The following is a 19,007-nucleotide window of genomic DNA, read 5'->3' as shown; positions in this document are numbered from 1 at the left end:
AATGGCTGAGTGCGTACCCTTGGACGTCATCTGCCAGGGCGGCAATGCGGTTTCCGGGATGCTCGATGACGCCATCGGCAATTTGGCTAAAGCCATCATGGAGGGCATGAGCCAGATGGTGACGACTCTGTCTACTTTCTGGGTTTCGACTCCAACGGTGAACCTGACCAGTCAAGACGGCTCGACGGCGAGCCCTGTTGTTTCCATCGTCAACAGCGAGTTGATGCCGTGGACGTTGGCGCTGGCAGTTCTGGCCGTCATTCTCGGCGGCATTCGGCTCATTTGGGAGCAGCGGGGCGCACCGCTCAAAGATCTTCTGCGTTCCCTTGTCACCCTGACTTTGGTCTCTGGCCTGGGCTTGGGTGTGATCTCGATTCTTGTGATCGCGGCGGATGCTTTTGCTGCCGAGATCATCCAGCGATCAACGGACGGCAGGGGCTTCGCAGAGTCCATGCAGCTGCTGGTGATGGCGAACCAGACCGGTGTTGGGGTGTTCATCCTGATCGTTTTGGGTCTCATCGGCCTGCTGGCATCCCTTGTCCAGATAGTTCTCATGGTGGTTCGCAGTGGCATGTTGGTGATTCTGGCCGGGATTCTGCCGACCACTGCCGCGTTTACGAACACTGAGATGGGAAGGCAGTGGTTTCAGAAAGCTGTGGGTTGGACCATCGCTTTTATCCTCTACAAACCAGCCGCCGCCATCGTGTACTCGGTGGCGTTCCTCCTGATGGGCAACAGTGGGGTAAAGGACGCGTTGATCGGTTCGATCACGGGTTTCACGTTGATGGTCGTGGCTTTGTTCGCTCTTCCTGCTCTCATGCGGTTTGTCACTCCGATGGTCGGTGCCGTCGCCTCAGGCAGTGGTGCGGCAGCAGGAGCAGCTGTCGGAGCGATCGCCACCGGCGCCGTTTCCCTTGGCCGGGGTGGGAACGGCAGGGGCAACGCTTCCCCCATCCCTTCCTCGTCAACAAACACTGCCAACACCCAAAGCACGCACCCCGGTAGTTCGCCCAAGGGCAGCGATGGAAACCCGGGCCCGCGAGGCGGGGGAGGACAGCCCGTGCCTGGCCCAACGGGTCCAGGCGGAACCGCCGGCACGACAGCAGCTGCAAAGGCTGGGGCCGCTGGAGCGAGAGCCGGAACTGATGCAGGGGCAACCGCAGCCGGCGGGGGAGCAGTGGCAGCCGGCCCGGCGGGCGTGGCCGTCGCTACTGGAGCAAAGGTGGCGTCCAGGACGTCGCAGGCCATTGAACAAATAGCGCAGGATTCAGTAGGGGAGGGCCCCAGTGGCAGCAATTAGCACCGAGTACAAGGAACCGTCCTACGGCAACTGGCGTGTCCCGCGCTCGGCCGGGCTGGCCAACCTCGGCGCGCTCGGTACGGCTATCGTGTTTGCCGGGTTGTTGGCGGGAATTGTGAGCTTCGCTCTGTGGGGCCTGTTCGTCGGCCTGGGCGTTCTTGCCTTTGCCGGTGTCAGCGCCCTGCTCCTGACAGTCAAGGACAAGCATGGCCAGTCCATTGTCGACCGGTTCGGCTCCCGGATGGCCTTCAAGGTCTCCCGGTCCTCCGGGACGAATCTGTACCGTTCCGGCCCGCTCGGTGTCACCGGGTGGGGCATGTACCAACTCCCGGGGTTGGCTGCGAAGTCGACCCTGTACGAATTCACTGACTCCTACAAGCGCCCCTTCGCTGTGCTGCACGTGCCCACGACAAGTCATTTCACTGTGATCTTCTCCACCGAACCTGACGGGGCATCCTTGGTTGACCCCGAGCAGGTTGATGCGTGGGTCGCGAACTGGGGCGGCTGGCTCGCCTCCTTGGCCGATGAGGCCGGGCTGGACGCCGCGGCCGTGACCGTGGAAACCGCACCCGATTCGGGGTACCGGCTCCGGAACGAAGTGCTGATGACCATCGACCCGGACGCACCCGCCTTCGCCAAGGAGATGCTGCACGAGGTTGTGGACACCTACCCGGAAGGATCTGCCACGGTCCGGGCCTGGGTGTCGTTGACGTTCAACGCCGCCGTCCGGTCCGGGGCCAAGAAGCGGACCCCGGAGGATGTTGCCCGTGACCTGGCCTCGCGGATGCCGGGGCTGTCCGCACGGTTGCAGTCCACCGGGGCCGGTATTGCCCGTCCGATGTCCGCCCAGGAGCTCTGCGAGGTCGTGAGGATCGCTTACGACCCGCCGGCGGCACTGATCATTGATGAAGCCCACGCCGCCGGTTCCACGGTGTCCTTGACGTGGGGTGAGGTCGGCCCTACAGCGACGCAGGCGAGCTGGGATGACTACCGGCACGATTCGGCGTTCTCGGTGTCCTGGACCATGACCGGTGCCCCGCGTGGATCGGTGAACTCCTCGGTCTTGTCCCGGTTGATGGCCCCGCACGGGGACATTGACCGCAAACGCGTGTCGTTGCTGTATCGTCCGATGGGCTCGGCCCGGGCCGCGGCAGTGGTCGAGCGGGACCAGAACAACGCCAACGTCCGCATCACCTCCGGAAACCGCCCCTCCGCCCGCGCCCTGGTGGACGCCCGGTCAGCGGCGCAGACCGCGCAGGAAGAAGCCCAAGGTGCCGGGTTGGTGAACTTCGGCCTGGTCGTCACGGCCACCGTGACCGACACCGAACGCCTGCCGGACGCCGTTGCGGCTGTCGAGCAGACTTCCGGCACCGCCCGGGTGCTGCTGCGCCGCGCCTACGGGGCCCAGGACACCGCGTTCGCCGCGTCCCTGCCCCTGGGGCTGGTGCTGCCCCAGCACAGCATGGTCCCGTCCGAGATTAAGGATGCCCTGTAATGGCCGGCATGAAACTCTTCTCCCAGCCTAGAAAATATGCTGCTGCTCCAGTCGAGGGTGGGCCGAAGAAGACGGGGAAGCAGTCGCGTGAGGCCGGTCCTGGTGCCCGTGGCTGGTCCGGGCGTGGCGGGGGCATGGCCCGGCTCGTCCCGTCCGTGAAGGAGTACCGGGGAACAACCGTGCAGGTGTGCGGGTTGTGGCCGTTCTCCTCCGGTGCGTCCTCGCCCATGATCGGTGTCCCGCTGGGACGGCATGAGGAAACCCAGGCCACGGTCTGCTGCGACCCGATCAGTTGGTTCCAGCGCGCCCGGCTGATCTCCAACCCCTCAGCGTTCATCTTGGGCAAACCCGGTTTGGGAAAGTCCACGGTCGTCCGGCGCATGTTCATCGGGCTCTCCGCCCAAGGGGTGCACCCCTTGATCCTCGGTGACCTCAAAGGCGAGCATGTCAAAGCCGTCCGGGCGCTCGGCGGGCAGGTCATCCGGCTTGGCCGAGGCGTCGGGTACCTGAACATCCTTGACCCCGGCCAGGCTGTCGAGGCCGCGCAACTTTTGGAAGAGAACGGCCATCCTGAGGACGCGGCACGGGTCCGTGCCGATGCGCACGGCCGCCGCCTGACCATGGTGGTTTCGCTGATCACGATCAGCCGGAACAGCCCGCCCACCGACCAGGAACAGACGATCCTGGACCGGGCATTGCGGGTCCTCGATGACCGCTTCGACGGGGTTCCGGTGTTGAAAGACCTGCTGGACGTGATCGTGTCAGCACCTGATGAGCTGCGGCAGGTCGCCCTCGACCGGGGAGACATGACCATCTACCAGCGCGAGACCCGTGCGTTGGAGGCCACCCTGCTCGGTTTGACCGGTGGCGGGAAACTGGGAGAAATCTTCTCCCGCCAGACCAGCGAGCCGATGGTCCGCGACCGGGCCGTGGTCTTTGACGTCTCCAGCATTGATGAGACCGAAACTGACCTGCAGGCCGCCGTCCTGCTGGCGTGTTGGTCCTACGGTTTCGGCACGGTCAACGTCGCCAACGCCCTCGCCGACGCCGGCCTGGAACCGCGCCGGAACTACTTCGTCATCCTGGACGAGCTGTGGCGGGCCCTGCGCGCCGGGAAGGGCATGGTCGACCGGGTCGACGCTTTGACCCGGTTGAACCGTTCCGTCGGTGTCGGGCAGATCATGATCTCCCACACCATGTCCGACCTGCTGGCCCTGCCGGCCGAAGAGGACCGGATGAAAGCCCGCGGCTTCGTCGAACGCTCCGGCATGGTCATCTGCGGCGGACTCCCGGCCTCGGAAATGCCCCAACTGACCTCAGCCATTCCGCTGTCCCGTCAGGAGCAGCAGAAGCTCATCGGCTGGCAGGACCCGCCCGCGTGGGACTCCCGCGGTGTCGACGTCGAACCCCCGGGCCGGGGAAAGTTCCTGATCAAGGTCGGCGGCCGTCCCGGGATCCCCGTCCAGGTTGGGCTCACGTCCTTGGAGAAAGGCCCCGAAGGCATCAACGACACAAATGCCAAGTGGAGCACCACATCGAAGACCCTGCTTGAACCGGCAGCCCCGGTTCCGCCCAGTGAAGGAGGCACCCAGTGAGCGCACCAAACCGCAAAGGAATCGGGGTTGGTGACGCCCTGCTGGTCTGGCTCGCCATCGGTTTCATCGTCGTCGGCGGCGGCAGCAGCTACGCGGCACTGCACCTGGGTTCGGCGATGGCAGGCCTTCAGGCACCACCGGCGCACCCTGTTGATCTGATCGCCGGCCTGATCAAGGGCCGGGTGCCGTGGCCGACCGGGGCCACGGTCGTTGTCTGCCTGATGGCCGGTGTGGTGCTGGCCTTGGGCACTGTCGTGCTTGTTGCCTGGCGGAGTGGTGCGTCCAAGCGCGCCCGTGTCGATAAGGCAGCCCGGTACCTTGGCCGCGGGAAAGCACTGCACGCGTTCTCGGAGAAGGGAGCCAAGGCCACGGCCGAGCGCCTGGGCGTCACGGACACTCCGGGCATCGTGGTCGGCAAAGTCGTCTCAACGGGGCAGAAGTTCATCCAGTCCTGGGAGGACCTGTCCCTGGACATCTGGGGGCCGCGGACCGGTAAATCAACCTCCCGGGTCATACCGGCCATCTTGGACGCACCCGGTGCGGTGGTGTCGACCTCGAACAAGCGCGACGTCGTGGACGGCACCCGTGGCGTACGGGAGCTGGTCGCCCCGGTGTGGGTGTTCGATCCGCAGAAGATCGCCCAGGAAGAACCCACTTGGTGGTGGAACCCGCTCTCCTACGTCACCGACGAGGAGAAAGCGTACAAACTCACCCAGCACTTCTCAGCCGGGTCCCGTGTGCCCGGGTCCAAGCCCGATGCCTACTTTGATCCCAAAGCTGAGGACGTCCTCTCCTCGTACTTCCTCGCGGCCGCGCTCGGGGAACTGCCCATCACACAGGTGTATCTGTGGGTGACCGAGCAGGTGAACCGGGAACCCATCAACATCCTCAAAGAGCACGACTACGAGTTGCAGTACAAGGGCTTGGAATCCACGCTTGAACTGGCTGACAAGCAGCGCGATGGGATCTTCGGCACGGCAGAGAAGATGATCCAATGCCTCAAGAGCCGCAACACGCTCCGGTGGGTCGCCCCGACAGGGGGAGCGACAGTGGACACCGACACCCGCCGCCAGTTCAACCCCCACGCCTTCGCCACGTCGCAGGAAACGATCTACATCCTCTCCAAGGAAGGCGCCGGCTCCGCCGCGCCGCTCACCACAGCCCTGACCGTGGCGATCGCTGAGGCCATGGAAGAACGAGCCGAACGCTCCGGCGGCCGGCTTCCCCAACCTGGTCTGTTCGCGCTCGATGAGCTGGCCAACGTCGTCCGGTGGGCCGGGTTGCCGGACCAGTTCAGCCACTACGGCTCCAAAGGCCTGATCGTCATGGGCGTCCTGCAGTCTTGGTCCCAAGGTGTCGAGTTGTGGGGCGAGGCGAACATGCGGAAAATCTGGTCAGCGGCGAACGTGAAGGTCTACGGCGGCGGCGTCGCCGAAGAAGGCTTCCTTCGCGCGCTCTCGGACCTGATCGGGGACTACAGCTACATCAACGTCTCCACCTCCGCCGGGAAATCCGGGTCCAGCCGCTCCCGCCAGGAAGGCAAGGAACGCATCTTCGACATCTCCAACCTCGCCGAGCTCGACCGCGGCCGCGCCGTCGTCCTCGCCTCCGGAGCACCCGCCACCTTGGTGCGGACCATGCCCTGGTACACCGGACCCCACAAGAACGCCGTGGAGTCCTCCATCACGAAGTACAGCCCGCGCCCCGAAGACCCGGCCGTTGCCGTTCCGGCTGAGCCGGTGGCTAATCCCTGGGTTACAAGGTAGGAAGGACCAGGTCCATGGCGAATGATTTCGACCTGTACGACACGGACACGCCGCTGCCGACTGTGAACGGCCGGGATGAAGAGAAAGCGCCGGAACTCGTCTACGGATCCGCCGAAGAATTCCTCCATGAACAGCTGCTGCCCACCTATGTTCGCAACGTCACGGGAAAGTCGGCCAAGTGGTGCACCGAATGGTACTTCCACCCCGAAGCCGTCTCCCGGGTCGCAGCACTCTGGCGGGCCTGGGAGCACCTTCGCCTTGACCCGGCAACCGGCATGAGCGTCTGGTGGCGGGACCACGCAGACCACCACATGCGCGTCCTCCTGGACCCTCAAGGGCCGTTCTACAACTGCGACATGAAAGAACACCGCGAACCCGAACTCCTCGAACCCAGGAAAGCACCCGACGGCTGGTTTCCAGACGCCAGAACCATCCAGCCCTGACCTGTACGAAAACGCCCCGTCGGGCCGTGTCCCCACAGAACAAAGCCGATAACGGTAAGAGCGTCCCATAGCGCAGCAGAGTGTTCTCGGCACCGGTTTCGTCCAAAACCTTCGGATGGTACGCCCTGGATGTGCACACGTGGTCCAGCACATGAGCCTTGACGGATGGGCGGCAAGTTAGTTGGTTGAGGCTTACCCGGGGGCGCCGCGATGCTCGGTCGTATTGCCGAAGTCGAGCATTTCCAGCAAGTCACGGAGGGATTCCAGTAGGTCCCAGTAGTGGGCTGCGTAGAAGAGTTCATTCATTTCCGCAGGGCGGGCTGAATCCAGCTCCTCAAGTATCCGGGCGGCAGCTCTTATTTTGATGAGGTCTTCGTCGGAGAGGATGAAGTGGTTCTCAGGCCTGGTCATGGCGCGCTCCGTAGCTTCGTTATCGGTCGCTTGTCTTGCGGAGGTACTCCCGCAGGCCCGGGATGGTGAAGTCGACTTTGCCGTAGGCGGGGGCTTCGATGAGTCCTGCAGCGATGAGCCGGTTCCGGTAATTGGCGACGACGTTGGACTTGGCGCCCAGCCGCTTTCCGATGTCACCGGCGGCGACAGGGCCGTCGTCTACGGCCATGGCACGCAAGAAATCCTTGTCCTTATCCGATGCCGTGGAGAGTGCGGCCTCTATCACCGTGGTCTCGTGACGGCGGATGGCGGCGTCAATGGCCTGGTGGACGTTCTTTTCTTCGAGTGCCATGTTGTTGATTTCGGCTTGTCGCCAGAGCTGGTAGCCGATGAGTTGGATCAGGAACGGGTACCCTCCGGTGGCCTTCGCCGCGTGCTGGACCAGGTCATCGCTGATGCTGATGCCGGTATCGCGGAAGGTCCTGGCGTAGGAGCGCTCGACCGCCGTGATGGTCGCGGCGTGCAGGTCAATGCGGTCTGCACGGCGCAGGAACGTTGCCACTCCCTCGTTGAGCAGGTCCGAGACTGCTGCCGGCAGTCCGGCGAAGATTAGCCCGATCGGGAGTCCCTCGCGGACGAAGTGCTGGACGTCGGCGGCGAGCTGGGACAGTTCCGTCCGGTCTGCCGAGTGGATTTCGTCAACGGTGAAAAGCAGGCCGGTCTTTTGCTCCGCGAGAACTTTCAGCAGCTGATTTCCCAGCCGCCGCCAGTCAACCTGGCGCTCCGGCGGCAACTGCGTGGTCACGGTGAAACCAGCCACCCCCAACGCTGTGACCCTCCGCCCTGCCGGGCCGGAGCCGAGCTCCTCCAAATGGACACGCATGGTCTCACCCATCCGCCCCAGGAACCCGGGCGTGGCGGTCTCCGGTATGACCACCCATCCTTGCTGGGCGGCCTTGTCCTGGGCTTCACTGAGCAGGGCAGTCTTGCCGATGCCGCGGGCGCCGGTAATGATGGTTAACAGCCCGGGCGCCCCGGAACCAAGCTGCAAGCCATACTCAAATTCATCAAGAGTCCCCTCGCGGCCGATGAGCTCAGGAGGAGTGGCGCCGGCCGTTGGCCGGAAGGGGTTCATCATCGCAGATCCTGTGAGTCCTTGTGAGTCTTGTGAGTCCCTGTGAGTCTAGACCCTCCCGGGGCACACATCGAAGAAGGGGCCCTTTCTGTCCCCCGGTGATCCGCGACCTTTCATCAGGTCGAAAGCGTGGTCCATCCCACTTCTTGATGGCATCTTGAGATGCAGCTGGCCTGGTTGATGTGTCTCGCGAAAGCACAGGGCGGGGCTGGATGGCCCGTTCTGCAGTGTGCGGGCCCTCCACGTTCCCGAGCTTCGCTTTTGTGTGGGAGGCCCAGCGGGCCTCAGTTGTCGAAGTGGGTCGTTGGCGACACGTGCACCGTTTCGTTTGCCGATGATGTCCGCGGCGACGTCATGCAGTTTCTGGTTGCGGGTTCTGCGATGCCTGATCCAGGAATTCGAAGGCCTGTTCCCGGGTACAGCGGTTTTCAGCCATGATGATTCCGGTCGACAGATCAATCACCGTCCGGCGTTACATGGCCGCTTTCAGGTCCGCAGCGAGCAGATCGGCTTACGGCAACAGCAAACGTATGGATAGCCCAGGTAGCTTGCCGTGTTTCGGATTCGCGAAACCGGGTGCTGCGCAGTTGGGCGTTAGGGAGTCACTAGAGACCCCCCATCTCCACCGGGCGGGAATTAGGACCGCTCTGGCCCCGGACACTGTGCATCTCGCGGCCCCGCAAGTGGTTCTCGTAGTCTTGGCTGGCCGTAATCGCCCCGGTTGTCATGCCGGGGCTGGATCAGGGGAGTGGACCGGGCCCGGGGCCCTGTACAGCTGGCAGAGCGAGTTGCCGGCATGCCTTTTCGCGGCTTGGTGTCAGGGTCCTCTCAGTCGGGTTCGTAGCGGTCAAGGATTGCCTGCATTTGGTTGATTTCCTCTTGTTGGGACTTCACGATCGAGTTGCAGAGCTCCTTGATTTCAGGATCGGTGATGTCTGATTCCTGGCAGACCAGCAGCGCCCGGGAGTGGTGGGGAATCATCGATTTAAGAAATTGTTCGTTGCCGACGAACGTCTCGGTGCGTCCGAGGGCGAAGACGGCACCGAACAGGACGGCGAACCCGGCCAGCATGGCGATGTTGGCTTTCCGGTTCTTGAACATGGACCACATGCCGAGGGTCATGATGATGCCCATGGCTGCGACCATGAGCAGGGCCATCCAGAAGTTGCTCAGGTTGAAGTAGAAGTGGTCGATGGAGCGCACCATGGACATGGACAGCACCCACATGGTGCCGAGGCTGACCAGCATGATGATGGCGAATTTGATGTACATCCTTGAATGGTGTTCGCCGTTCCGCTGCGGGGCGGTAGTGTTGCCGTCCTTTTTGCCCGGGAGCTGGCCGTGGGCGCTGGGAGTGTCAGGGTGGTTGTCAGCTGGACTCATTGGGGTCTCCTTTGCCGGGCCGGCACCGTTCCGCCGCTACCGGGGCGGCGGAACGGCTGGCCGGTGTTGGCGGCTTATCCGAGTGCGGATAGCAGGTCTTGGCAGGCCTGTTCGCAGCGGCGGCAGGCGTCTGCACAGACCCGGCAGTGTTCGTGCATTTCTGCGTGCTGGGCGCATTCATCCCCGCAGGCCTTACACGCGGTGCGGCAGGCTTCCAAGAGGGTGCGGGTGACGTTGGCGTCATAGGCGGTGAGCCGGGACAGGACCCGCCCGGTGGTGTTGCAGATGTCAGCGCAGTCCATGTTGGTACGGATGCATGTGGTCAGCTCGGCGAGCATGTCCTCGCTCAGGCAGGCGTCGGCGCAGGCCGTGCAGGTTTGGGCGCACTCAAAGCAGGCCTCGATGCATGCTGCCAGCTTTTCCTTGTCCACCCCGCCCAGGTCCTTCGGGTAGGTGTCGAGCATGGACGAAACGTGGTGTGTCATGGTGATTCTCTCCTTCTCCTTGCCGGCCAAGGACCGTAGGCCACGGCCGGAATCCACAGGGTTCGACTGAAATGGGGTGGCAGTCATGGAACAGCCCCCGGGTACTGCGGCGCCAACCAGCCCGGCCCTCTAATTGCTGGTTGGGGGAGGCAAGGGCCGGTTTACGTGCGGCTGATCGAGAGGACGAACAACGACGGCGTCAGATGGTCCCGTCTTTCCAAGACAGGATCGAAAGCACCGAGGGGTACCTGACCCGCCTTCCCGGCGGCAGTGGTCTCTACCTGGATCACAGTCGCCTGGTTGTCCGGCAGCAGCCGCTGCGTCGGAAGGACGGCAAGGAGCTGGCGCCCGTCCGCTACGCAACAGGAATCATGGGCCGGACTGCCTGAAGGCCGGGACGCTGGAACCGGCATGTCAGCTTTACTGGCCGGCTGTATGGCGTGGACTGCAGTGGTGCCGTGCGCCGCCGGGTGTTGCATCCGGGCACACAGCGCGGCGGAGCAAACGCTCACTGCGGTGACCAGCACGATCAGGCACAGTCCAATGCATGCCACCGCCCATGAGGTGGCCGGAGTCCGTGCGGACGCAGGTGCCAAAGCGGGTCAGCCCTCCGTTGTGCTGTCAGTGTCTTTTTCCTACCTTAGTAAAAGATCAGCATACTTACTAGATTGGTCGCAGCTCTTGCCGGGCTTCTGTCCTAATTTGGTGTCTCGTCAAAGCAAAATCCGCAGAAGCATCGATACGTGACCACCCTCTGGCCGGATGACGGTGTCGGCCCGGATGGATCCTGGGTGTTGGGCAGGTGGACGGGTTCCATTTTTTCGCCGCAGTGGATGTGGGTGGCCAGCATCCGACGCAGTTGCGGGTCGGTAGGGACTGTGGCGGGTGCTGTGGTTTTGTGCTGTGCCATGGTGGTGGTCCGTTTCGATTGGGTCAAGCATGAACGGTTTCTTCGCGCTGGCCAGGGGCCTGATTAAGTCCGGGACCTGGGACGCAGCGCTTCCGGCGCAGGGGTTGCGGGAGGTTGTTCCGGCCTGAAGGTAGCCGCAGGTACCGGCGAGTGGAGAACGAGGGTGCCTTTACGTACGACTGACCGATAGCGTGATGAGTCTGAACGCCCGGAGTTCAGGCCCGGGTAGGGCAGGGGCGTGGGCACCCGTTTGCGGGGCGCGAGGGGGAAGATCGGGCGGATTGACGGCCCAGGCCAGCAGCGGTGGCGGTTCGCTTCGAGGGGCCGGCCGTCGTTCGCAGCAGCGTTTCTCTTCGGTATTTTGATCCGGCAGGTGCCCGGCTTGGGCGAGTGCGGTCCGGGCCTCAGGATGGGCGGGGGCCACTTCAGAGTGTGTTTCGGTGACTCCGATGGGCTGGGCAGGAGCGGAAAGGGCTGTGTCGTGTCCTATCAGGGCATAGCGGCTGCCGTGATAGTAGGAGGCTGCTCCCGCTGCGATCAGGGTCAACAGCAGGCTTATGAACGTGATCTGCAGCGGGCCGGGGCGTCCGATCGCGGCCGGTGGCCCGTCGGGGCGCGTGGCGGTTGGCCACTTCGTCGTGGACACTCACCAAGCCTAGCTTGGCATCAAGTAGCGCAGGTCACGTTGGCGTCACGTTTTCTCGCCAACCTCTACACTTGCGGCGCAGGTGTCAATGTCGTCCAGCAGCTCTTGGCGCTCCCGTTCGAGGTGCGACGAAGCGGTGATGGCATCGCGCAGGTGGTCCAAGTGTTCCAGGATCACCATCCGGAGCGATCGTTTCCGGTCGCAGAAGGCCAGCTCGTGCAAGAGCTGGAGGAGTCGGCGGGCCACTTCCGGATCTGTTGCTCCGTAGTGCCGGATCTGGGTCATGGCCAGGCCCAGGAGTTCGGGCAGGGACGGAAGGGGAAGCACCACGCGGACTCGCCCCTCGTCGTCGGTGAGCTGCTCAGGGCCGCCCTCGCGTTCGGCGAGGCGGCATAGGAGGGAGGAGAGGTGGCCGATGATGTGGACAGCGGTGGTCGGGTCGTTGATGCCGGGGGAGAGGGCGCGTACGGCGACGTCAACGAGTTGCCTGAATCCGAACCCAAGGTCTTGGACGCTGGTGCGTTCGAAACCGGTTGCGACGGCGGCGTTGACTGCAATGCTGAATGCGGCTCGATCCTTGGCCGTGACGGGTGTTCCCGTCTTCAGTGGCCATGCGGTAGCGAACGGAACACCTTGTATCAGGGAGCTGCCCGGTTCCCTGTCCAGCCGCAGCACAGCGCCGTGCTTGTTGGCCGCTTCCAAGAGGGCGGCTTCGTCCCAGGAAGTGAGGAAACCTGAGGATTCTGCCTGGATGCGGAAGCTTTCGGCCAAGGGCCTGGGCGCGGGGCCTTGCGCGGGCCGGTCCGCTGGAAAGACCCGGTCCATGGTGCCCTGGGTTTCTTTGTTGACGGTGCGCATCATCGTTTCCACCCGGATCTCGCGTGTCAGATGGGCGAGGAAGAGCACAAGTCCGATCACGCTTGCAATGGCCAGTGCGAACGCGATCGTGATAGATATTTCGGGGACGAACGGCGCATGCCCGCTGCCCTCTCCCCGGACGCTGCGAAGGACGGTCAGGGCGAATGCGAATGCGGCCAGGAAAAGTGCCAGCGTCCCGTGCACAAACCGGTCAGCGGAGAAAGTCCGCAGTAGCCGCGGGGAGAACTGACTGCTGGCCAGTTGCAGCGTGACCACTGTCAGGGAGAACGTCAATGACGTCACGGTGATCAGCGAACCGGCGATCGCCTGCAGTACGGCCCGCGCAGCTTCCGGGCCACCACTGAACAGGAGCACGCTCACGCTCCCGGGTAGCTGCCCATCAACTGTTGCATCCAGTGCCGGAAGGGCAGTCCCCAATGCTACGGCGAGGGCAACCGCCAGCGTCGGGACAGGCCAGAGCCGGGTCCGGATCGCGTCCGCCCAGCGGTCAGTCCTGCTGTTCACTGGTTTGCCTCCCGCCTTGATAGCCGAATTGAAGATCTCACAGCCTGACATCGGTACCGTGACCGGCGTCGTGGCATTGACCCCGCGATGGGTACTAAGACTACTGTCCGTCCTTGCAGGGGAACATCTTTTTTCTCCACCCGTTGTGTCGAAGGAGTTTGTTGTTATGTGGTTTGATTCCTGGGCGGAGATCCTCCGTGTCGTTGTTGTCGGTTCCGCCTCCTACGCCTCGGTGGTGGTCCTGCTGCGGTTCTCGGGCAAGAGAACCCTGGGACAGTTGAACGCCTTTGATTTCCTGGTCACCGTTGCGTTCGGTTCAACCCTTGCGACCATTTTGCTGAGCCAGGACGTGGCGTTTTTCGAAGGGCTGACCGCCCTGGTGGTGCTGGCAGCGCTTCAGTTCGCTGTCGCCTGGGCCTCTGCGCATGTCCCCGCCACGCGTACCGTCGTGGCGTCCAAGCCCGCAGCTTTGGTTGTATCCGGGGAAATCCAGCACTCCCAGTTGCGGAAGAACCGGCTCAGCGAATCAGAAATCCTGCAAGCCATCCGCGCAACCGGGGCAGGAGATGTGGCAGACGTTGCCGCCGTGGTGCTGGAAACAAACGGAACACTCAGCGTCATCCCCAAGAGCAAGCTCGGCAACGCCTCAGCGCTGCACGGAGTCACCGGGATGTCAGGGTCCTGACAGGCTGCCCGCCAGCGGCACCGACCAGTGCCAGGGCCCACCCCGATAAACCCCCTCAGCACCCAAACAGCGCTATTGTCGCTTGCGTACAAGATCAGCCAGGCAAGCACCGCTTTCGTTGTAAACCTGCAACTGCAAAGCCTCCTCGAGCACTTCCTGACGAGGCGTAGGCTGACAACAGATGGTCCACGGAGGACCCGGGAAGTAACGACGGTGACGCGACATGGCGCAGCAACCCTTACCAGTAGGACGGCACGAACCGGCCGATGCGCGCCGACGGCTGAACGTGATACTACCACGCCCCAAACGCAACCCCGCCCGAGCAAGCAGACCCGCAGAGCACACCAGTAACCCGGCTCGGCATGGCCTGGGCCGCGACCAGCGCCGGGCTGCTCGTCCTGGTCCTGCTCATTTTGCTCACCGTCCAAAACCAGGACCGCGTCACCGTCCGGTATGTCGGGGCAGCAGCGGATTTCTCCCTGGGCCTGGCGTTGCTGATCGCCGCCGTCAGCGGCGGGATCCTCGTCGCCATCGCAGGAACCGCGCGGATTCTGCAACTTCGACACCACACCTGCGCACGGCCCCTCCCCGCCCACCGGCCAAGGACGACCGATGGGCATGGCTGAACCCCGTCAATACCCTGCACCGCAAGGGACGCCAGCAGAGGACATGGTGGTGGGTTGCTCCCGCGCTGGCTGGGGCGCTCCTGATTTCCGTCACCGGATGCGCACCGACCCAGGCAGACCACCTCCCACAACATTCCGGGGCACTGCCCTCCGCCACCTGGTCTCCCATTACGGAAGCAGAACCACCAGACCTCGAACGGTTCGCCGTCTCACATGCCAACACAGCCACCACCGGAACCTAGTGCAGGTAAAGGTGATGAGCCTGGCCGATACCGGCTTATCTGCGAGAGCATGCTGAAAGTCCCTGACCTTCCGGCATTACCTGACTCCAGGAGAAACCCTTACCAGCAGCAACTCCGGAACTTGGGAACAACCCCGATAAAGCCTCTGCAATTGATTCCGATGAACGCCTTTCTCGATCGCAGTGGGACCCCTGACATGCCGAGAACGATGCCGGTATCGATTACCGTGCACGTAACGCCTTGCGTTAAGTAGCTGCGTGAGCTGGCGGCCCCCGGAGCGGTACGACGATTCTGTCCGTTCGACATCCGAGGTCGCACCAACCAGGTCCGGGAATCCTACGGACCTGGCCTCGTCGAAGACTCTGGGCGCCTCCGTACCCAAGGTCAGGGCAGAGGTGCGGGATCGCAGCCTCATCGCCGTCCCCGCCCTCGTCGCCACAGAAAAAATGGGGCAGCTGAGTTTCCACCTCAGCTTCGCTCGGCAGCACCGCGTCACGGAAGACGGCACTCCCTTCCGGGCTTTGGCGTCTTCTTCTACAGGGCGCGCACCGGTGAGGTTGCGGCTAGGGTGCCAATGCGCACTTTCCTCGTCCTCCGCCAGCGGGGTTCTCGTGGCTCCTTTTCAGTGGGGCGGGATGCCTGCTTGTCCTGTAGGGCTTTGGTTGCGGCCAAACCGGCGGGCGATGACCACGTCGGTGGAGGAATGGGAAAGGATGGAGAGGACGATAACGAGGGCAACCAAGTGGTAAATCTGGTCGGCCAGGGGGATACCTGATTCGAGGATGATCAGGCCATATACCACCGACGCGAAGCCTTTCGGCCCGAACCACATGGCGGTGATCTGTTCTCCCCGGCTGAGCTTGGCTCCGATGAAGGAGACCAAAAGAGCGAGGGGCCTGGCAATGAGAAGGGCGAAAAGTGCGAAGACCCATCCAGAGAGGGGAATCTCGCTGAAGAGGAAAGCCGGGGTAATTAGGGCACCGAAGACCATGATGGCAGCGAGTTTTAGCAGTTCGGTGACGAGTTCTCCGAACTGCTCAAACTCGTGGCGGATTTCGGGCCCGAAGGTGGCGACCGTGATGCCCGCGGCGAAGGCGCCGAGGAAGAGGTTCGCGTGGGTTCCCTGACAGATGGCCAGGACCAGCAGCCCGATGGACACGGCGAGCAGGGGCTGCAGGGATCGGATGGCCTGCAGAAACGGGAGGCGTTCGAGCCCGAGCACGAGGGCCGGAACGATGATACCGACAGCGATACCGAGGACGATTTCGATGAGCAGTTCATCTCCGTGGGTGTTGCTGCCCCCGGCGCCGGCGAGCAGGATCAGCACGATGGGCAGCGCCAGGCCGTCGTTGACGCCGGATTCAACGTTGAGCAGGTGCCTGAGACGGCCGGGGACCTCCTTCCTGCCTACGATGGCCGCGGCGAACACTGGGTCTGTTGGGGCGAGGATGGCGCCGAGGAGGAACGCTTCGAGCCACGGCAGCCCGACAATAGAGTGGGCGAAAACGGCGGTCAGGGCGAGAGTTAGTGGCAAGCCGAGCAGCAAGGCCCGTCCGGGCAGCCGCCAGGCAGTGCGGAGGTCCCGGAACCCGACCTGCATCCCGTCTGTGAAGAGCACCGAGAACAATGCCAGTTCCGCCAGCCCACCTACGATCGGATCCCCCGAACTGACGGTGACAATCCCGAGAGCTCCCGGCCCCAGCAGAAAACCTCCCAGAAGGAAAAGCACCGCAGTGGACAGCACTGTCCTGTGGGCCCGTTCGGAGATCAGCACCCCGATGAGCAGCAAAACGGCGAAGGACAACAGCAACGCAGTGGCCACAGACACCTCCTCAATCTTGCCAGCCTAAACAGAAATAGGTCGCACTAGAACCTAGGGTGGGTTTCCATTCACGAACCGGCCCTGCAGAACTGGATGACGTACCGGTGCGGCGGTATGGGTGGCCCAAAGACTGCGGGTGCTGGGGAGGGGTACATATGGTCGCCGTTGTCAGCGCAGACGGCATTGCGGGGTTCCTCTGCACGGATAGTCCAGCACGACCGTCGTACTCGAGATTTCATAGCACCATCCGCACTTGCGGCTGCTGCTCGGCATCAGGTGTATGCGCCGGTGCTGCAATGACCTCGAAATTGCGGCACCGGTAGCTGACGGCAAGCGGCCACGTAAAGCCTTGAAGGCATTGCTGCCCGGGGGCATGCCCTGGTGTGGCTCGTTGTTCAGGCCACTGGCCTCTGCCGCCGGTGGTCGTGGACCTAACGGGCATCTTCAGCGCCCGTGGGGTGAAATTCGTGATCAACCTTGGTGGCGAGCTGCTCCAGTGCCGTTAAAAGTCAGGTTGGGGTGTAAGACAATTTGGGTCCGCTCAGTACGCCGTCCTCGGCCACAATCAAGCCCATGCTCGGGGGCCGTAGCCAGCGGCTACGACGCGATAATCTGTGACAGATTGCACCACTGTCGTAACCGCCCCTGCTCGTGCCGAGGTTCTAGCGTGTCGGCCTGCCATCTACGAATGTCGTCACGATTATGGTTCGGGCCAACTCTTCAGCTGAAACTTGGAGCGGATCTGACCCCATTACGGTCAGGTCGGCCCGTTTCCCAACAGTGATTGTTCCTGTTTCTAGGCTGTGCCCCGCGGCGTAGGCCGCGTGGCTTGTGTAACCCTCCAATGCCATGAGCGGGGTAAGGGCTTGTTCGGGTTGGATGGGTTCGAGGTCCGGTCGCTCCACAGGCCGACGGAGGATGGAGTCGGCCATCATAGCCCGGGGGTCAAAGGGGGTAATGGGCCAGTCGGAGCCGAGTGCAACAGTTACACCGGCTTCACGCAAGTCACGGCAGCGCCAGCCCCGAGCCGCACGCTCGGGCCCAAGGCGTACTGACCAGTTGTCAGTGCGGTCGGCACGGGTGTGGTGCGTGCCGTGCACTGGCTGCATACTTGCCGCCACCCCCAGCTTGGCGAAACGGGCGATGAGCTCGTCAGGTAGGGTTTCGATGTGCTCGATTCGATGCGCGGCAAGGTCCCTCGAATCCCCAGCGGCTTCGAGTGCTTCAAGAACGTAGCGAACACCTTTGTCGCCGATCGCATGCGTGGCTGTGGGAATACCACGATCAATGAAGAACCGAAGGGCTTTCTGGAAGTCTTCCGGATCGGTCCACACGGATTCCTTGTTTTCGCCATAGGAATCCGGGGTCTCCAGCCAGGCCGACCCGTTGTCTATGGTGCCGTCGATGAAGAATTTCACCCCTTCCACGCGCCACCGACGTCCCCCGGCCCCTTGTAACGCGGCGGCTTCTTCAAGCTCCACTAGGGATGCGCCTGCGTTGACCCAAGGTGAGAACCGCAGTCGCAGGGGAAGGTCACCGACAGTTTCCAGATGGGCGATCAGGTCCCCCGACCCTTCGGCAAAATCCATCACGTGGGTGGAGGTGATTCCCACTTCGGACATCCCGTTGAGTACTCCACGAAGCTGTTCGGCGCGGACTTCGAAGGGTTCCTGAGGAAGCACCTTCATCACCAGGTCGATCGCACTGAACTCGACTAGATAGCCGGTTGGACGTCCGTCATCGTCTACATCAATGAATGACTCGTCGGAGAAGTCCACGCGACCGGTGATACCGGCAGCAGCAAGTGCTGCAGAGTTGACGACAGCCGAGTGGCCATCACGCATCCGCAGGAACATAGGTACTGCGCCCGTCGCCTCGTCGAAGATCCGGCCGTTGAAGCCACTTTCGCTGAAAAGGTTGGGGTCCACCCCCCATCCAGTTACCCATCCGTCTGATCCGGTAGCCTCGGCGGCATTGCGAACGATAAGTTGAACCTCAGCGAGGGGTTCCTTGTCGGTCAGCTGAAGGCCTCTGGCAAGATCCAGGCCGGACACAACGTGGGTATGGCTGTCATTGAGGCCTGGGACGATGGTCGCCTGCCCGTAATCATGGATGACGGTGTCAGCTCCCCGGTGTCGTTCGACCTCCCTATAATGGCCGACGGCGGCAATCCGGCCGCCCCTAATGGCGAGTGCGGTGGCGGCCGGCTTCTCAGGGTCTAGTGTGTGAATCTTGCTGGCAAGGACGATGGAATCTGCGGCGGTCATGGGTGTTCCTTCTGCTAGTGCGGTTGTTCCGGCCTTTGCCTTAAGCGGTCTGGCGGCTGAGTTCCAGAACTTCTTTCTTGTCGAGATCCTCGAACAGTGCGTCAACGCGTTCCTGTTCGGCGCGTGGCGCAGGCTTGGCCAAGGTAACGGCCACGTAGACGGTGAGGTTGACGATAAGGCCGGCCACCCCGGAAGTGAGTCCTCCGAGCCAGGGGATGGAGAGGGGGCTGGGGTAAAGGAGCTCCAGTACGGCGGCCACTAGGATGCCAGAGATCATTGCAGCATTGGCTGCCATCGCGGTGCCACGGCGCCAGAAGATTCCGAGCAGCAGAGTTGGCGCCAGTTGGCAGATGGCCTGGTAGGACACAAAGGCGATAGCAGAGGGTGTTTCATTGAGTGTGTAAGGGTCCGGTCTCTAACTAGGGTGTGACCTG

Annotated in this window: 18 protein-coding genes; 8 read left to right on the top strand and 10 right to left on the bottom strand. The window is 63.0% G+C overall.

Features of this window, described 5'->3' with window-relative positions; translation table 11 throughout:
* Position 1: 1 nt before the first annotated feature.
* Genes OCL88_RS17155 through OCL88_RS17135 form a run of 5 tightly spaced genes read left to right on the top strand, consistent with a single transcriptional unit; the run spans position 2 to position 6,599 of the window.
* The gene (locus OCL88_RS17155) at positions 2–1,300 is read left to right on the top strand and encodes a hypothetical protein (protein WP_021472050.1); all 1,299 of its coding nucleotides are present in this window, start codon (positions 2–4) and stop codon (positions 1,298–1,300) included.
* Complete coding sequence (locus tag OCL88_RS17150) at positions 1,287–2,795, top strand: SCO6880 family protein (protein ID WP_021472049.1); 1,509 nt, start codon at positions 1,287–1,289, stop codon at positions 2,793–2,795. The genes OCL88_RS17155 and OCL88_RS17150 overlap by 14 nt, the downstream gene beginning before the upstream one ends.
* Positions 2,795–4,390, top strand: a complete 1,596-nt coding sequence (locus OCL88_RS17145) for an ATP/GTP-binding protein (RefSeq protein ID WP_413775466.1) — start codon at positions 2,795–2,797, stop codon at positions 4,388–4,390. Before OCL88_RS17150 ends, OCL88_RS17145 begins: the two co-directional genes overlap by 1 nt.
* Positions 4,387–6,156, top strand: coding sequence for a type IV secretory system conjugative DNA transfer family protein (locus OCL88_RS17140; protein ID WP_021472047.1), 1,770 nt, complete (start codon positions 4,387–4,389; stop codon positions 6,154–6,156). The genes OCL88_RS17145 and OCL88_RS17140 overlap by 4 nt, the downstream gene beginning before the upstream one ends.
* Positions 6,157–6,170: 14 nt before the next feature.
* The gene (locus OCL88_RS17135; RefSeq protein ID WP_021472046.1) at positions 6,171–6,599 is read left to right on the top strand and encodes a DUF4913 domain-containing protein; all 429 of its coding nucleotides are present in this window, start codon (positions 6,171–6,173) and stop codon (positions 6,597–6,599) included.
* 192 nt (positions 6,600–6,791) lie between these two features.
* Here the strand turns inward: OCL88_RS17135 and OCL88_RS17130 are convergent, their stop codons facing one another.
* The 5 genes from OCL88_RS17130 to OCL88_RS17110 all read right to left on the bottom strand — a co-directional run bounded on the left by OCL88_RS17130 (position 6,792) and on the right by OCL88_RS17110 (position 9,992).
* Complete coding sequence (locus OCL88_RS17130; protein WP_021472045.1) at positions 6,792–7,010, bottom strand: hypothetical protein; 219 nt, start codon at positions 7,008–7,010, stop codon at positions 6,792–6,794.
* Positions 7,011–7,029: 19 nt separating this feature from the next.
* Positions 7,030–8,127: an ATP-binding protein gene (locus tag OCL88_RS17125; protein ID WP_021472044.1), complete on the bottom strand. Its 1,098-nt coding sequence runs from the start codon at positions 8,125–8,127 to the stop codon at positions 7,030–7,032.
* A gap of 349 nt (positions 8,128–8,476) precedes the next feature.
* Positions 8,477–8,560, bottom strand: coding sequence for a hypothetical protein (locus OCL88_RS17120; RefSeq protein WP_231942046.1), 84 nt, complete (start codon positions 8,558–8,560; stop codon positions 8,477–8,479).
* Between the two features lie 392 nt (positions 8,561–8,952).
* Positions 8,953–9,507 carry a DUF305 domain-containing protein gene (locus OCL88_RS17115; RefSeq protein WP_021472042.1) on the bottom strand — a complete coding sequence of 185 codons (555 nt, stop codon included), beginning with the start codon at positions 9,505–9,507 and terminating at the stop codon, positions 8,953–8,955.
* 74 nt (positions 9,508–9,581) lie between these two features.
* Complete coding sequence (locus OCL88_RS17110) at positions 9,582–9,992, bottom strand: four-helix bundle copper-binding protein (RefSeq protein ID WP_264963291.1); 411 nt, start codon at positions 9,990–9,992, stop codon at positions 9,582–9,584.
* Positions 9,993–10,195: 203 nt separating this feature from the next.
* On the opposite strand from OCL88_RS17110, the gene OCL88_RS17105 reads away from it, so the two are divergent.
* On the top strand, positions 10,196–10,381 hold the full coding sequence (locus OCL88_RS17105; RefSeq protein WP_021472040.1) for a hypothetical protein: 186 nt from the start codon (positions 10,196–10,198) through the stop codon (positions 10,379–10,381).
* Between the two features lie 690 nt (positions 10,382–11,071).
* Here OCL88_RS17105 and OCL88_RS17100 read toward each other — a convergent pair.
* Positions 11,072–11,548 (bottom strand): hypothetical protein, encoded by a 477-nt coding sequence (locus OCL88_RS17100; RefSeq protein ID WP_264963290.1) that lies wholly within the window; start codon positions 11,546–11,548, stop codon positions 11,072–11,074.
* Positions 11,549–11,593: 45 nt separating this feature from the next.
* Positions 11,594–12,931 carry a DUF2254 domain-containing protein gene (locus tag OCL88_RS17095; protein ID WP_264963289.1) on the bottom strand — a complete coding sequence of 446 codons (1,338 nt, stop codon included), beginning with the start codon at positions 12,929–12,931 and terminating at the stop codon, positions 11,594–11,596.
* Positions 12,932–13,097: 166 nt separating this feature from the next.
* On the opposite strand from OCL88_RS17095, the gene OCL88_RS17090 reads away from it, so the two are divergent.
* A complete protein-coding gene (locus tag OCL88_RS17090; protein ID WP_264963288.1) occupies positions 13,098–13,616 on the top strand; it encodes a DUF421 domain-containing protein in 519 nt (172 codons plus the stop codon).
* 362 nt (positions 13,617–13,978) lie between these two features.
* Positions 13,979–14,242: a lipopolysaccharide assembly LapA domain-containing protein gene (locus OCL88_RS17085; RefSeq protein WP_264963287.1), complete on the top strand. Its 264-nt coding sequence runs from the start codon at positions 13,979–13,981 to the stop codon at positions 14,240–14,242.
* Between the two features lie 864 nt (positions 14,243–15,106).
* Here the strand turns inward: OCL88_RS17085 and OCL88_RS17080 are convergent.
* The 3 genes from OCL88_RS17080 to OCL88_RS17070 all read right to left on the bottom strand — a co-directional run bounded on the left by OCL88_RS17080 (position 15,107) and on the right by OCL88_RS17070 (position 18,940).
* Positions 15,107–16,306: a cation:proton antiporter gene (locus tag OCL88_RS17080; RefSeq protein ID WP_264963286.1), complete on the bottom strand. Its 1,200-nt coding sequence runs from the start codon at positions 16,304–16,306 to the stop codon at positions 15,107–15,109.
* A 662-nt stretch (positions 16,307–16,968) separates the two neighbouring features.
* Positions 16,969–18,573 (bottom strand): amidohydrolase, encoded by a 1,605-nt coding sequence (locus OCL88_RS17075; RefSeq protein ID WP_264963285.1) that lies wholly within the window; start codon positions 18,571–18,573, stop codon positions 16,969–16,971.
* A gap of 40 nt (positions 18,574–18,613) precedes the next feature.
* Positions 18,614–18,940, bottom strand: a complete 327-nt coding sequence (locus tag OCL88_RS17070; RefSeq protein WP_264963284.1) for a hypothetical protein — start codon at positions 18,938–18,940, stop codon at positions 18,614–18,616.
* Positions 18,941–19,007: the final 67 nt, after the last annotated feature.

This window comes from Paenarthrobacter sp. PAE-2, from assembly GCF_026013155.1.
Taxonomy (GTDB): domain Bacteria; phylum Actinomycetota; class Actinomycetes; order Actinomycetales; family Micrococcaceae; genus Arthrobacter; species Arthrobacter ureafaciens.
Note: the sequence above shows the minus strand (reverse complement) of the source record. Positions and strands in the feature narration are given on the sequence as shown.

Bases quoted from the DNA above. Each gene is read 5' to 3' on its own strand.
- OCL88_RS17090 (WP_264963288.1), top strand. From the start codon at position 13,098: ATGTGGTTTGATTCCTGGGCGGAGATCCTCCGTGTCGTTGTTGTCGGT.
- OCL88_RS17155 (WP_021472050.1), top strand. From the start codon at position 2: ATGGCTGAGTGCGTACCCTTGGACGTCATCTGCCAGGGCGGCAATGCG.
- OCL88_RS17120 (WP_231942046.1), bottom strand. From the start codon at position 8,560: ATGGCTGAAAACCGCTGTACCCGGGAACAGGCCTTCGAATTCCTGGAT.
- OCL88_RS17115 (WP_021472042.1), bottom strand. From the start codon at position 9,507: ATGAGTCCAGCTGACAACCACCCTGACACTCCCAGCGCCCACGGCCAG.
- OCL88_RS17110 (WP_264963291.1), bottom strand. From the start codon at position 9,992: ATGACACACCACGTTTCGTCCATGCTCGACACCTACCCGAAGGACCTG.
- OCL88_RS17085 (WP_264963287.1), top strand. From the start codon at position 13,979: ATGGCCTGGGCCGCGACCAGCGCCGGGCTGCTCGTCCTGGTCCTGCTC.
- OCL88_RS17075 (WP_264963285.1), bottom strand. From the start codon at position 18,573: ATGACCGCCGCAGATTCCATCGTCCTTGCCAGCAAGATTCACACACTA.
- OCL88_RS17130 (WP_021472045.1), bottom strand. From the start codon at position 7,010: ATGACCAGGCCTGAGAACCACTTCATCCTCTCCGACGAAGACCTCATC.
- OCL88_RS17125 (WP_021472044.1), bottom strand. From the start codon at position 8,127: ATGATGAACCCCTTCCGGCCAACGGCCGGCGCCACTCCTCCTGAGCTC.
- OCL88_RS17145 (WP_413775466.1), top strand. From the start codon at position 2,795: ATGGCCGGCATGAAACTCTTCTCCCAGCCTAGAAAATATGCTGCTGCT.
- OCL88_RS17135 (WP_021472046.1), top strand. From the start codon at position 6,171: ATGGCGAATGATTTCGACCTGTACGACACGGACACGCCGCTGCCGACT.
- OCL88_RS17105 (WP_021472040.1), top strand. From the start codon at position 10,196: ATGGTCCCGTCTTTCCAAGACAGGATCGAAAGCACCGAGGGGTACCTG.